At 38.9% G+C, this 14,016-nt stretch carries 16 protein-coding genes; all 16 read right to left on the reverse strand.

The window, feature by feature from the left end; all coding sequences use genetic code 11:
- Positions 1–930: a tagatose-6-phosphate kinase gene (locus D8805_RS05100; RefSeq protein ID WP_125415860.1), complete on the reverse strand. Its 930-nt coding sequence runs from the start codon at positions 928–930 to the stop codon at positions 1–3.
- Between the two features lie 10 nt (positions 931–940).
- Entirely contained in the window at positions 941–1,456 is a 516-nt protein-coding gene (gene lacB / locus D8805_RS05105; protein WP_096407335.1) for a galactose-6-phosphate isomerase subunit LacB, read from the reverse strand.
- Positions 1,457–1,486: 30 nt separating this feature from the next.
- Positions 1,487–1,912, reverse strand: a complete 426-nt coding sequence (lacA, locus tag D8805_RS05110; protein WP_049550395.1) for a galactose-6-phosphate isomerase subunit LacA — start codon at positions 1,910–1,912, stop codon at positions 1,487–1,489.
- Positions 1,913–2,202: 290 nt separating this feature from the next.
- Positions 2,203–3,099, reverse strand: a complete 897-nt coding sequence (locus D8805_RS05115) for an aldose 1-epimerase family protein (RefSeq protein WP_125415863.1) — start codon at positions 3,097–3,099, stop codon at positions 2,203–2,205.
- Between the two features lie 107 nt (positions 3,100–3,206).
- On the reverse strand, positions 3,207–4,682 hold the full coding sequence (locus tag D8805_RS05120; RefSeq protein WP_125415866.1) for a PTS galactitol transporter subunit IIC: 1,476 nt from the start codon (positions 4,680–4,682) through the stop codon (positions 3,207–3,209).
- A 44-nt stretch (positions 4,683–4,726) separates the two neighbouring features.
- Complete coding sequence (locus D8805_RS05125) at positions 4,727–5,032, reverse strand: PTS sugar transporter subunit IIB (RefSeq protein ID WP_000590545.1); 306 nt, start codon at positions 5,030–5,032, stop codon at positions 4,727–4,729.
- Positions 5,033–5,070: 38 nt separating this feature from the next.
- Positions 5,071–5,547, reverse strand: a complete 477-nt coding sequence (locus tag D8805_RS05130) for a PTS sugar transporter subunit IIA (RefSeq protein ID WP_171011109.1) — start codon at positions 5,545–5,547, stop codon at positions 5,071–5,073.
- A 218-nt stretch (positions 5,548–5,765) separates the two neighbouring features.
- The gene (locus D8805_RS05135; protein ID WP_125415871.1) at positions 5,766–6,455 is read right to left on the reverse strand and encodes a sugar phosphate nucleotidyltransferase; all 690 of its coding nucleotides are present in this window, start codon (positions 6,453–6,455) and stop codon (positions 5,766–5,768) included.
- 11 nt (positions 6,456–6,466) lie between these two features.
- Complete coding sequence (locus tag D8805_RS05140; RefSeq protein WP_125415874.1) at positions 6,467–7,345, reverse strand: DMT family transporter; 879 nt, start codon at positions 7,343–7,345, stop codon at positions 6,467–6,469.
- Positions 7,335–8,204 carry a phosphotransferase family protein gene (locus D8805_RS05145; RefSeq protein WP_125415876.1) on the reverse strand — a complete coding sequence of 290 codons (870 nt, stop codon included), beginning with the start codon at positions 8,202–8,204 and terminating at the stop codon, positions 7,335–7,337. The genes D8805_RS05140 and D8805_RS05145 overlap by 11 nt, the downstream gene beginning before the upstream one ends.
- 16 nt (positions 8,205–8,220) lie before the next feature.
- Positions 8,221–9,243, reverse strand: a complete 1,023-nt coding sequence (locus D8805_RS05150; protein WP_125415879.1) for a ribitol-5-phosphate dehydrogenase — start codon at positions 9,241–9,243, stop codon at positions 8,221–8,223.
- A gap of 4 nt (positions 9,244–9,247) precedes the next feature.
- Positions 9,248–9,955, reverse strand: a complete 708-nt coding sequence (locus D8805_RS05155) for an IspD/TarI family cytidylyltransferase (RefSeq protein WP_084976223.1) — start codon at positions 9,953–9,955, stop codon at positions 9,248–9,250.
- A 295-nt stretch (positions 9,956–10,250) separates the two neighbouring features.
- Complete coding sequence (locus D8805_RS05160; protein ID WP_000512108.1) at positions 10,251–10,421, reverse strand: twin-arginine translocase TatA/TatE family subunit; 171 nt, start codon at positions 10,419–10,421, stop codon at positions 10,251–10,253.
- Positions 10,405–11,136, reverse strand: a complete 732-nt coding sequence (gene tatC, locus D8805_RS05165; protein WP_125415882.1) for a twin-arginine translocase subunit TatC — start codon at positions 11,134–11,136, stop codon at positions 10,405–10,407. The genes D8805_RS05160 and tatC overlap by 17 nt, the downstream gene beginning before the upstream one ends.
- Positions 11,137–12,825 (reverse strand): FTR1 family iron permease, encoded by a 1,689-nt coding sequence (locus D8805_RS05170; protein WP_125415885.1) that lies wholly within the window; start codon positions 12,823–12,825, stop codon positions 11,137–11,139.
- The gene (gene efeB, locus D8805_RS05175) at positions 12,800–14,014 is read right to left on the reverse strand and encodes an iron uptake transporter deferrochelatase/peroxidase subunit (RefSeq protein ID WP_125415888.1); all 1,215 of its coding nucleotides are present in this window, start codon (positions 14,012–14,014) and stop codon (positions 12,800–12,802) included. The genes D8805_RS05170 and efeB overlap by 26 nt, the downstream gene beginning before the upstream one ends.
- Between the last annotated feature and the right edge of the window lie 2 nt (positions 14,015–14,016).

The following is a 14,016-nucleotide window of genomic DNA, read 5'->3' on the forward strand; positions in this document are numbered from 1 at the left end:
TTATACCTCTTTTACTATTAATTGATCATATAAAGCTTGATAGTTGGCCATATTGACATGACCTGTCATCTTTTCTTGGGCATTGAGCATACCAAGAACATTGGCCTTGATAAGGAGTTCTTGATCAGATTCCTTATGAAGAAGACCTGATGAAATACCTGCAACAGTAGAATCTCCAGATCCGACAGGATTAACTACTTGAATTCTAGGAATATCTACCTTGTAGAAAGTATCCCCATGTTTTGCAAAAGCACCACTTGCACCAAGTGAAACGATAATCCACTCAATCCCTGCAAATAAAGGCTCTTGAAGAACTTCTTTTAATTCATCTAAATCCTCAGAAACTTCTCTGCCTAGAAGCTGAGACAATTCTTCGTTATTTGGTTTAATTACTGTTGGTTTGTGCGGTGATTCAAGAACCGCCTGAAGGGCAGCACCTGAGCAGTCCAGAACAACTGATTTTCCTACGCGATTAGCAAGTTCTACCAAGCTTGCATAGTAGTCAACTGGAAGGCCAGCTGGAAGACTACCTGAGATTGCTACTACTTCCACAGTGTCAAGAAGATTTTCGAAATGAGCCAAGAAATCTTGCCCTTCTTGTTCCAGAACTTCAGGTCCTTTTTCAAGGATTTCTGTTTGGTTGTCTCCGTGGAGAATAGCGATGCAGTTACGAGTTTCTCCCTGAATTGAGAAGAAATCTTTCTTTACTTGATTATCGATATTTTCAACCAAAAACTCACCAAGTTTACCACCGACCAAACCAGTAGCAGCAACAGAATCACCAAATTCTGAAAGAACTCGCGTAACATTAAGACCTTTCCCACCAGCCGTTTTGGTTACATCCACTACACGGTTGACAGTATCAATTTTCAATTCATCCAAAGGATAAGAAATATCAATGGATGGATTCATTGTGACTGTTAAAATCATACGTCACCTCTTAGTCGTGGTATTCACCGCGATCCCATTTTTCAAGGAATTCTGTAAAGAAGTTTGCATCTGCTTGATGAGCATTGTGAGTTTCAACGTGCTCGATTTTAGCAATCAATTTTTTGTTTTCTTCTGATGGTTTGTATTCAGCATTGATGAAAGCTTCAATGATATCACACATGAGCAATTCACCAGTAATCTTACCACCGAAACCGATAACGTTGGCATTGAGTTCTTCTTTTGCATAAAGAGCTGTTGTCATATCACGAACTAAGGCAGAACGGACACCAGGAACTTTATTTACAGCGTTGTTGATACCAACACCAGTACCACAGATACATACCCCAAGATCAGCTTGACCGCTTGTAACAGCTTCACCAACTTTTTTACCAAAAATTGGGTAGTGTGTTCGCGCATGATCGTAAGTACCAAAGTCAATGACTTCATGTCCTTTTGATTTCAAGAATTCTGAAACCGCCATTTTTTCATTTGTTACGATGTGGTCACATCCGATTGCAATTCTCATTTTTAACTTACCTTTCTTACTGTAATCTATTTAACACATTTTGTTCAACATGTCGACACGAATCTGGTGACGTCCACCGTCGTATTTACCATTAACGAAACCTTTTGCAATGTTTTTAGCCAATTCGTCACCAACTGTTTCTGCTCCCATAGTAATCATACGAGAGTTGTTGTGTCCACGAGTCATATAAGCTGAACGTTCGTCTGAAACTTCTGCAGCAACCATTCCTTTGATTTTAGTTGCGACCATGAATGGACCAGCACCATAGGCATCAATCACGATACCAAGGTTTTGTTCTTCTTTGTTTACTTCTGCAGCAACAGCAAGAGTCACATCAACAAAATCTTGACCTTCAGCTGTAACATCCACAACGTGGAAGTTTTCTTTTTCCAAGAAGTCTTTCACAACTTCTTTCAATCTCAAACCTGCAGCATCTGCACCGATAACAATAGACATATTGTATACTCCTTTTTATTATTCTAGGCCAGTAAAGACTTTTATAGCTAGCAGTTTACCTACAAAAGACTTTCTAGCAGTTTATTGACAAATTTGATTGAATGAGATGAATAACACCTTATCCAAATACAGGAAATCAATTTCCTAGAAACAATCTTTCTCCGCGAAAGAGAATATAACAAGTGATTATTTGTTTGTTACAAACATCATTTGTTGCTTACAAACATAATATACTCCTATTTTTGGAAAAAGTCAACAGTTAATGTTTGTTTTTGTGTTTTATTTTTTATTTAAAAGATTTCAATATCAAAACCAATCTGATCAACTTTGCCTGGTCCTAAGAGACGAACGTTTTTCTTATCTTCTAGATGATTTCCTTCTTCAAGTGAAGTTGATAAACCTGACCAAGGTTCAAACGCAATGAATGGTCCCTTATTCAAAGTTGACCAAATGATGAGATTTGAGAACTCTTGGAAGTGTACTTTTAATCCCTTCTCATGCTTACGAGAACGAAGGGCAATTGTTTTAGATTGCAACTCATCCAAAGTCACTGCATCTGTGCTAAACAAATCATAGCTAAGGTCTAATTCTTTTTGCCCATCCAACAATAGACTTCTATCTTGGAAGTCTAACATTCCTGTTTTTGGGAAAGGCCGGGGAACAGAGCAAGTCTCTTCTTTCTCAAACTCTAAATAGTAATCTTCATAAGTTTCGCCATCCAGCAGAGGGCAATTAAACCCTGGATGTCCTCCTATAAAGAATGGCATTACTTTATTCGTTTCTTTATTGAAAATCTTGTATTGAGTACGAACAGTCTTGCCAGTCACTAGATAAGTGATTTCAAGGCGGAAATGATAAGGATAGTTTTGATAAGTATTCTCATCATCTTCGATAGCAAAAGTAACACTGTTTTCTGTCTGTTCAACTAATTCAAATTCTTTTTTACGGACCAAACCGTGACGAGGAATGTTTCCTTTCGTCTCCGTTCCATCTGCGTGACTGTAGAAGGCTGTATCTTCTCTTAAAGAGCCACAGATTGGGAAAAGTACTGGAGCTTGTCCACTCCAGTAAGTGGCATCTCCTTGCCACAGATACTCAATGCCTTCTCGATCCTTGATCGACGACAAGGCACCACCTAAGGTTTTAAACTGGACTGTTAACTGGTCTGATTTGATTTCAATTACCATAATATTCTCCAACTATTTTTAGATCTTTATATAAAAAACTAGGTTGCCACTCCCAATGTAGGAAATTAACAACCTAGTTTTCACAATTTACATTTTATAGGAGCGAATTATTTAGCATTTGCTGCGTATTCTTCGTTACGTTTGATCATTTGTTTTCTATACCAAGCAAAGATACCTACATAGAATACAAGGAAAACTGCTGCACCAAGGATTGCTTTGATATCACCCGTTGTAGCATTACCGATTGCCCAACCAAATAGTTTTTCAATTGGTCCTTCAAGAGTTGAGTGAGTAATCAATTGAGATTGGTTCACACCTTCTGGGAAGGCACCTACACCTTTAGCAAGTTCTGTTGCGAATGGTGCGATAAGAGTACCAGAAAGAAGGAAGAGAGGCAACAAGAGTGTTCCGAAGATAATCATACGGAGCAATTTACCACGTGTAACAACCAAGAGAGCTGGAGTTACACCCATAGCGATGATACCTGCAAGTGGCAAGATACCATTTCCGACGTTTGAAAGAAGCACAGCTTCAATCAACATGATTGGTGCAAGTACGTTGGCACAAGCCCAGATTTCAGCACGACCAGCGATGAAAGGCCAGTCAAGACCGATGTTGAATTTACGTCCTTGAAGACGTTTAGTAGCAACGTTTGTGATACCTTGTGAAAGTGGTTCTACGGCTGCGATGAACCAAGATCCGATAAGTGAGAAGAGCTCCAAGCAGACACCGGCAGTCAAACCGAGGCTCAACCAACCTTTAATAACAAGTTCCCATTTATCGGCTCCTTCTACACCAGCAACTGGGTGTGGAGTTCCCATCAAACCAATAACGATACCAAGAATGAAACCAATGAAGAATTTAGATCCCCAGAAACCGATTTTCTTGTTCAATTTTGCAGCATCAAAGTCATATTTATCAAGACCTGGCAATACTTTATCGAAGATCTTATCCAAAACCATGATAACTGGGTTCATCATGTAGTTCATGTGAGTTGAAGTCATTGGTGATGAACTTGGTGCATTAAGAAGGTCGTCGAATGTTGGTTTCATCAAGTCAGAGTTGATGATTTTCAAAACACCTACAAGGACAACTGCTGCAGTTGCGATGAAAAGTGAAACTCCTTGACTAACACCATTGTTGTCTGCATACCATTTGATCAAAAGACCAGTGATTGACAAGTGCCAGATATCAAAGATATCGACGTCAAGTGTGTCCGTTTTCTTCATTGCAAGCATCACAACGTTGACAATCAACATTACAAGCAAGAAGTAAAGTGTCCAAGCAGATCCCCAAGTGATGGTTGCAAGTGGTGCCCAACCAACGTCAGTGATGTTCAATTGAATACCAGTATTTTCAACGAATTTCGCAAGAGATGCTGAGAAAGCCCCGTTGAGCATACCGATGATAGCACCAATACCAGTAAGAGCAATGGCAAGTTTGATACCACCTTCAAGCGCTTTGGAGAATTTCACTCCAAAAAGTAGAGCCAATACTGTCAAGATGATCAGCATGATGATAGGACCACCCATTTCCAAGACCGGCTTGAAAATCTTATTGGCTAGCTCGATAATGACATCCATAATAGTTCCTCCCTTTATTTTTATGGAATCTTACAAAATAATAATTAGCTTAGTCCGTGTTCCTTGATAGCTGCTTCAATATTGTCAAATACTGGAGCACTCATCGCTGGAATACGGAACAAGATTGGTCCAGCTTCAATTACTGGAATTCCTGGTTCAAAACCAAGGTCAGTTGCAGCGATTGGCGTGAAGATATCGTATCCCTTGATAAGGTCTTCGTTTACATCTTTCACCATGACTGCATCACAGTGAACATCGTAACCGCGATTTGCGAGTTCTTCTTCAAGAGCACTTTTAATTTGGTGACTTGAGTTTACACCTGCACCGCAGGCAGCGAGAATTTTAATCATTAGGATTTCCTCCGATTTTATTTTTTTAATAGACAAGATTAAGCTGTCGCTTCAGCTATATAAGCATAAAGTTTTTCTGGTTCAGAAATTTTTGATAAATCTTCCAGATGGCTATTCCCTGTGAAAAAGTCCATCAACTGAGCAAGAATATTTGTTTGACTCGAACTTGAATTGTTAATGATAAAGAAGAGTAGAGATACTTCCACTTCCTTATCAGGAGCAATCATATTGTGAAAAGTTACTGGTTTTTCTAATCGAACAACCACCACTTTCTCAGCTAGATTGTGAACAATATCTGTATGAGGAATCGCTACATTTGGCAAGTCCTTTCCCAGAAATTCCATATCTAAGCCAGTTGGAAATGACTTTTCACGCGTGATCAAGGCTTCACGATAAGTTGGAGTCACTATTTCTCGTTCTTCCAATAAGGTTGCCACCTGATCAAAGAGTTGTTCTTGATTATCCGCTTCTAAGCAAAACACGAGGTCTTTGTCAAAGAAATGATCTAATCCCATAACAGTTTCCCTTCTTTCAATTAACTTTTACGTTATAAGTATAACACTATATGAAATCGTTGTCAATACTTTTTGTTTTATTTTGTTTCTTTTTTGTTGATTGTGTTTTGTTAATTAATTATAATCATTATCAAACAATCTTTTTAAATTCTATTTTCGTGCATTTCAAACAAAAAAAGACCAAAATGGGTCTTTCTGTTACTAATTTCTAATGTTATTTAGTTAATGGAAGATAAAATTTCTTCTAGCTTTTGATAGTCCTTAACACTATCAATTTCATAGATGCTGTTGCCTTCTAATTCTTCTACATAAACATCTAATTCTTTGATGTTGTCCTTAACCATATTGTCCCAGTAGAGATCCACAAATTCTCCACTTTCGTAAGCTTTATCAATAAAGCCAACAATCTTTTCTGCTGTCGGAGCATCCCAGAATGATACGCCGCTCAAAATACGGCCCGCCTTACTGTCAACAATGATGTCTTGAACCTTATAGTCATCACCATAAACCAGGAACCATTCATTTTCACAATCTTCACGATACACACTGAAGTAAGTAGATCGGTTGATATCATTACGGAACATGTTCTTGAAAAGATAATTATCCGCATCAATGACATAGCTGTTAGCTAAGTCTTCTTTAACAAGATAAAGTGAGTAGAAATTGTTGTAATCTGCATACTTGTCATTAAAGACTAAACGAACACCATATTTTTCTTTTAGGTAATCGAATTGTTCTTTGAGGTAGCCAACAACAATGATGATTTCATCAATTCCACGCTCTTTCAAAAATTCAATTTGGTATTCTACCAAAGGTTTTTGATTGACCTTAACCAAGGCTTTAGGGGTATTTTCAGTCATAGGGCGCAGACGAGTCCCCAACCCCGCTGCCAAGATAATTGCTTTCACACTATTCTCCTTTATTCTTTAATAATAATATAAACACCAGCCATGACAACAAGCGATGTAACAATGGTCACCATATCGAGTGGTGTACCTAAAAGCATTGCTGAGAACAATACTGTCCATACGACATAGCTTACGTTCAATCCAGTTGCTTTTGCAGGTTGTAAACGGTTGATAGCAATGTAGTAAGCTAAGTAAGAAATCATATTACATGCTGCAAAGACTAACATCAAACCGAGCAATTGTCCGTCTGCTACTTCTGCAAATGAATGATGAGAAAAGAGGACAATGACAAGGTATGACAAGAATGAGGTTACTTGGCGGATTAATAGTGCTTCAATTTCACTTAAGTCACTTTCCATGGCGTAGGAACTAAGAACACTTTCACTTCCCCAGGCGATGGCACAAACTAATGCACAAAGAATTCCGATATAAAAAGAATTAACCTGCTCAACTTTGTAAGTCTGGGCAATAATACCAGCGATAATCAACAAAATACCAAACACAGTATTCTTAGATACCTTGTGTTTCAAAATGAAAAATGCTAGTAAAACAGAAACTGCTGGATAGATAGCTGATACTGAAGACGCAAGTGAACTACCGATATACTTAACTGCGTAAAGATTGGCCTGCATTCCTATAGGTCCAGCAAGCAAGGCTCCGATAATAACACTGACATTTCGAATATTTAGAAAGATTGACAAGCGAACTTTCCCTTCTCTAATCAAGAGAAAAGCTAATAAAATAAAGATACTCAAAAAGTCATGTGCCGCTGCCACCACAAAGGGCGAAAGATTGGTAAAAATTGAAAAGATATAAGCACTAATTGTCAGACCTAGCCCCCAGAAGATCCCTGAGAACAGACCAAAAGAAACACCATTTTTATTCTTCATCCAAACCCCCATAATAGGTCAAACCGTCAACCGCTCTTTGGTAACGACTCACACCATAATCTCCAAAGTCAGCACCTTGAGCTTCTTTGTATACTGTCCACAAACTCCAGATGGTATCTTGCAAAATTTTATAGATTCGAATCTTTTCACGAGATACTGGAGTTTTGTCACTCTCATAGTAGGTTAGGAAATCTTCTTCTTCCTGATTTGTAAATTCAGACTCCAAAAAGAGAGCTGCCAAATCCCACATCGGGTCATTCATGGAAGAGTATTCCCAGTCAATCAAATACATGCGTCCTTGGGGTGACTCGATAAAGTTTTCTGGTACCAAATCAATATGACAAGGCTTTCTGTCAACACCCAAATCAGCCAACCTTTTCTCTAGTGAAAATACATCTTTTCTTACAGCTTCATAATTGGCGTAAGGGATAGCTCCCTCAATCAAGGATTCATATTTTTTGATTTCCTCAAAAGGAGCAAATTCCCCTCTTAGTTCTTTGCCTGATGCATGAATGGTCTGTAGAATCGGGGCAATCTTTTCAAACTTGGTCTTAATCGAAGTGGAATCAAGAGTTGTTGCAGAATCAATGTACTCATTTACCTTAATCCCTGACTCAATATCAAAAAGATAATTCTTGACATCAAGATTCAAATCTTTCAACAATTCAAGATTGTATTTTTCATCTTGACGATTGATGAGCTTTTCAGTCCCTTTTCCGAAGAACTTAACAATATAGGGTTTGGAGGTTGTTTTAACCAAATAGTTTTGGTTGGTCATGCCTCCCAGTTGTTCAACACTGAGGACTTCCTCTTCTTCAGATAGCAAAGAAGAAATTTTTTCTCTGATGAGTTTCTCCACAATTAGCCTCCATCTCCTACACTTCCCACTTAAATACTGTTTTAAAAGCAGTATTTAGGTCTGTAGCAAAGACACGGTGAATGTCCTTGATTTCTCTCACTGGTTCTTCAATATAAAGAATATTTTTCAAACGATTCGCAAACTTTTTAACTTCCATCATTTGAATTGCTTTTTCAAAATCAATGCGTCCTGAGCGAGATGAACCAACCAAGAGCAAGCCCTTTTCTAAGGCATCTCGTGTATTGATATTGACCTTGTATTCGCTGACTCCCATCATAAGAATCGTTCCCTGAGGGCGAATATAACGAATTAAGTCATTGATAGCTGGTCCTGTTCCATCGCCACCACAACATTCAAATCCATGATCAAAGGTCAGACCCTCGGGAATATTATCCGTGATGTAGCACTCTTTTGCAAAAGAGAAGAGCTCCAGTTTTTCCCAATGGCGACCAATCACGATAATCTCTGCTTCTGGCAAGGTGTAATTGATAATATTGGCAACCACAAAGGCCAAACTACCATCTCCGATAACAGCTATGCGCTCTCGCTTACTATGAGCGAGATTCAAGAAACGGTCCATAGCATGCATACCCACACTCACAAATTCGGTAATGGCTGCAACTGTATCTTCAATGTCATTATAAGAAACAACTCGGTCTTTTGGAAGAGAGACAAATTCTCGCATAAAGCCATCATAACCACTAGATAGGAAGTAGGTTCCTGTCATGTAGTTCTCGTAGAACTCCTTGTCACTCTGCATAGGCGGTTGATTTGGAATCATAACTACCTTTTGACCGATTTCATAAGTACCAGTTGGATCTGAAATAACAGTTCCACAAGACTCGTGAATCATAGCCATAGGAAGCTTTTTAGCCAATATCTTTGGATCACGTTTCCCTTGATAGTAACGTTGATCCGCATGACAGACAGCCATATAATTTGGACGAATCAGGATATGATTCTCCTGATCAATGTCCTCTTCTTGGTATTTTACATTGATAAACTTTGGTTTGGTCAGTTGATAAATTTGATTAATCATAGCCTTAGTCTTTCTCAATCATGCTTTTCGCGATTTTCAAGTCTGTCACAGTTGTGATTTTAAGGTTTGAATATTCCCCTTTAGCTAGGGCAACGTCTTTCCCTTTTATAACAAAAATCTTACATGCATCCGTTAGGATTTCCTTTTCTTGATCAGATAGGGAGCCATACAAATCCATGAAATCCTTGCAGCGGAAGGTTTGAGGTGTTTGACCTTGATAAAGGTGAGCACGATTTGGAATATCAGTGATAAACTGACCATTGGTACTTTCTACAATGGTGTCAACTGCTTCTACTACTGTGTCAACTGCATCATGATTTTGCGCCAGTTTGATATTGTCCTGAATCATGCGAAGTGTGATAAATGGACGAACAGAGTCGTGGGTAATCACGATATCTTCTGGAGTAATTGGACGGTAGGCCTCAATGGCTTCTATAATCTTCTCGATACTAGTATTACGATCAGCACCACCCTTGGTAATGATGATACGGTCCTTGTGGAGAGAAAGATACTTTTCAACCAAGTCCTCAGCATGAGAGACCCAATCTCCATGAACTCCAACTACAATTTTTTCAATACTTGGTTCCAAGACGAATTTTTCAATTGTGTGGATCAAAATAGGACGATCACCCAACTCCAAGAATTGTTTTGGTAAATTGCTGATTCCCATGCGTGTGCCAGTTCCTCCAGCTAGGATTCCTGCATAGATCATATATATTCTCCTTTAGTTTATTCTAAAAAACTCATTACCATCTATTATATCACAATCTGCCTCTATCATGAAGAAAAGACAGAAAACTATCTATTTGAGAAATAAAATTAGATTTCCCTCTATATTTTTTACTTAACATTCGGTTAATATAGAGTTCTTCAGAGTATAATACAAACCTTAAAGAAAACTTAAAATCATTTTTAAGAATACAATAAAAAGCTAGGAAACTGCTCACCTAGACCTAGACAGCTACAGTTCCTAACTTTCTTGTTTTTATGCATGAAGATGGAATAAATTACTTTTCCTGATCTTGGTCACCAGCTCCTTTAACTGCCTTTTTAAATTCAGACAGCATTTTACCGATTGATTCACCCAGTTCTGGTAAACGTTTTGGTCCAAAGATTAAGAGTGCACCTAGAACGATGATAATCAATCCTGGAGCACCGATATCACGTAAGATTCCCATTCTTTTCTCCTTTCATTTTTTTCTTTACAATACTCTTGCTAATTGCAATACTAAGCTCATAGAGCGAGACTAAAGGAACAGTCATAGCTAGATCGCTAATAAAATAAGCAGGTGTCAAAATAACAGCTAGTACCAATAAAATAAAGTAGGCATAACGTCTATAGGTAACTAAGAGCTCTGGTCCAATCAAGCCGATCGACGTTAAAAAAGCGATGATGACAGGCAATTCAAAGATGAAACCCAAGGGTAGGGTTGTTTGAAAAATAAAGGCTAAGTAGTTCTGCGCTGTTAATTGAGTTTCAAATAATCCTTCCCCAAGACCTAAAAGCACTTGAAGTAAGGCTGGTGTCACAAAGTAGAATCCAAATGCCAGACCAAGTATGAGGCTAATAAAACTAGCTGGAATATAGACAAATATTGCTCTTGCTTCTTCTGTTTTCAATCCTGGTTTGATAAAACTCCAAATCTGATAAACTGTAAAAGGTAGCGTAATGGTAAAAGACATCAGACTCGCCAAGCGCAAATAAATCCACAGAATGTCATTTGGACCTAATACAATCAACTTTTGATTAAAGGACTGAGTCAGATAGTAATAAAGCTGATCAGCAAACAATAAAGCTCCGCAGAAAACTATAGAAAAGCAGGCTATAACAGCAATGAATCTCTTTCTAAATTCTACCAGATGTTCAACGATTGTCAATTCTTTTGTATCCATCTACTTTTCACCCTGTCTCAATGTGACAACCAAAACAATTATCAAAAAGACTAGCTGACTTCCTAAACCTTCCCAACTTGGATAGATGCCCAAGAGGTCGATAGTTGGAAAACTTGATAGCAGGTGATTGGGTGCCATATTTGTCAGCTGGAGAGCATGTAGGCTAACACCTAGCATCTTGAAAGCAAGAGCATAAATCATCCACGTCAGTAGGAAGAAAATCTTATGAGGTAGGAAGAATTGACTAGCCTTGTTCATCAGAAATGCAATAATCAGCAAGACTAACAAAGCTAGAGAAATACCTAGAATAAACTCAAAACGAGATATTCTCGGTAAAATACCTACGTAAAATAGAATGGTCTCTGCCCCTTCACGGAAAACAGCTAGAAAACTAAGAGCAAACATGGAAATGAATGAACCTGCCTTGGTCACAGTTTTCATTTGATTATCCATAAAATCATTCCATTTTTTGACCGAGGGTTTACTGTGAAGCCAGATACCAATCAAAATCATCATAACGACTGCGAAAATACCAACAGCTCCTTCAATGATTTCACGATTAGCCCCCGATGTTACAGCAGGAAAGGCGATTTGTAGTATAAATGCAATCACTAGACTTACAGCTACTCCTGATAGTGCTCCACCATATACCCACTTGAGTCCTTTGCGCATCTTGGCTGCTTTTAGTGTTGTGACCAAGGCCATGACGATTAAGAGGGCTTCTACTCCTTCTCGTAAGAGAATGAGCATAGCATCAAAAGCATTGTAGCTTGCATTGGTATCAATTTGAGATAAATCAGCAATCAGTTTCTCTAATTTTTCTTGATATTCCTTCTCACCTCCCTTGACCATGATTACAGGACTTTCGCTTTCGACTCGGGTGTAGAGGGAAGGATTGGTCGTACTAACAGAACCTTCAACAGTTGGCCATATAGTAATAAACTCTTTCATGGCAGCTGTCCCTGCCGTCGGGTTACCAGCTTTAAATTCTTCCAAGGCTTTTTTGAGAAGCTCAATGCCATCTTTAAGACTTAGTTTGGAGGAACTTGTCGCCACTTCTTTGCCAGCTACGAAATTATCAATGGCAGTTTTTAAGTCATTAAAAGAAGACTGGATAGCATCATAATCTGTCGGCTCCATTTCAATACTACTGCGTAAGAAAGAGATAGCAGTTTCTACTTGACCGTAATGAGTTGTACTGTTGTCGCGGACGGCACTTTCATTGAGTGTCCAAGTTGAATTCATCTTTTTATAGGCTTCTCGGACTTGCTCTATATCTTTTGAAGAAATTGCCTTATCCAAAGTCTCAAAACGTGGTTTTAGCCGACTAACAAGCTTTTCTTTTTCAGCAACAAGATCTACCGGATTTTGCTCTTTCTCAAATGCAAGAAGAGCTGATGAAATCTGTGTCAGATTTTCTTCACTAATCTCCCCTGACAGAGCAAGTTTCTCTTTGACAACCTTTCCAGCCTCTGAATCAGCATGTTCTACTGTTTCAAAATCCGTCGCCATTTCTCTAACTAGGGCCTTGGCTTCTGCCTGGTTTCCATTTTTTATAGCCTGAGAGGCATCCGTAATCTTTACAAAATAAGAACTCAGACTTTCCTTCGCACCGACAGGAGAACTAGCTAACAAGAGAAAAGACAAAGCCAAGAAACAAATGTTAGTCTTCCAATAATTTCTGACCAATATAGCCTCCTTTCTCTACTCCACCAAAGCAGGCAAAAAGACCGCTACCGATGTGGGTTACATACTCATTCATCTTGTCTGTAGCTCCGAGGTTGGTTTGAACCTTGACAAAATGATCTGGATCCTTTTGGAAAGAGATAAAGAGTAAACCTGTGTCAAATTGTCCAGTCTTATCATCAATTCCATCCGAGTATGAATAGGATCTTCGTAAGAGTGGCTTATCTACCTCTTTGGCTAATCGAACATGCGAATCATCTGGTAAAAGACTCAAATCAACTTCATCAAACTCATTCTTCTTACCAAAGGGGGCGCCACTTTCCTTGTAGCGACCAAAGGTATTTTCTTGCTCTTCAAGATTGGTTCGGTCCCAGGTATCGAGAAACATCTGGATGCGACGAACGGCCATATAGGATCCATTTTCCATCCAGTCCTTGCTGTCGGCCCAGACAACACGATCAAAATCCTTTTCTTTGGTCACATTGGCTGTTCCATCTTTGAAACCAAAAAGGTTGCGTGGTGTCTCCATACGATCCCCAATAGCAGCAAATCCAGATTGGCTCCAACGGAGGGTCACTGCATTTCTCCCTTTACGGATAAGATTGCGAATAGCATGAAAAGCAACTTGCTCGTCATCTGCACAGGCTTGGATAACAATATCTCCCCCTGTATACTTTTCACGCAGTTGCTCCTTTGGAAAGGGTGAAAAATCCCTAAAAAGTTGAGGACGCTTGTGCTCCAAATTCATTTTTTTCAGGAAACTAGCAGACACACCAAAAGTCAGCGTTAAACGATGAGGATTTAGCCCCACTGTTTCTCCAGTATCACTAGGAGGCAAGAGGGCATTCTGACCATCTTTTTTGACCAATTCTCCTTCTACCAACTTGCTACTATAATCTGTCCAATCCTTGAACAGCTGGATAATCTTATCCTTATCTGTCGTATGCAAATCTAGGACAACAAAATAAATATTCTTCTGCATAGGGGTCGTGATACCCGCTTGGTGTTTCCCATAAAAGTCAATCTTTTCATTACCGTACGAGATTTTTTCCTGCTTATCTAACCTAGGCGCTAAAAAAGCGGAGGCACCGGAGAGACCTAGTGCTAGTCCAGCACCTCCAATACCCGCTTTTTTTAGAAATTCTCGACGGTCCATTTTTTTATCAAAAAAATTTTCGTCTTTCTTAGTCATAC

The sequence above is a fragment of the Streptococcus oralis subsp. dentisani genome (assembly GCF_003944205.1).
GTDB lineage: Bacteria > Bacillota > Bacilli > Lactobacillales > Streptococcaceae > Streptococcus > Streptococcus oralis_BH.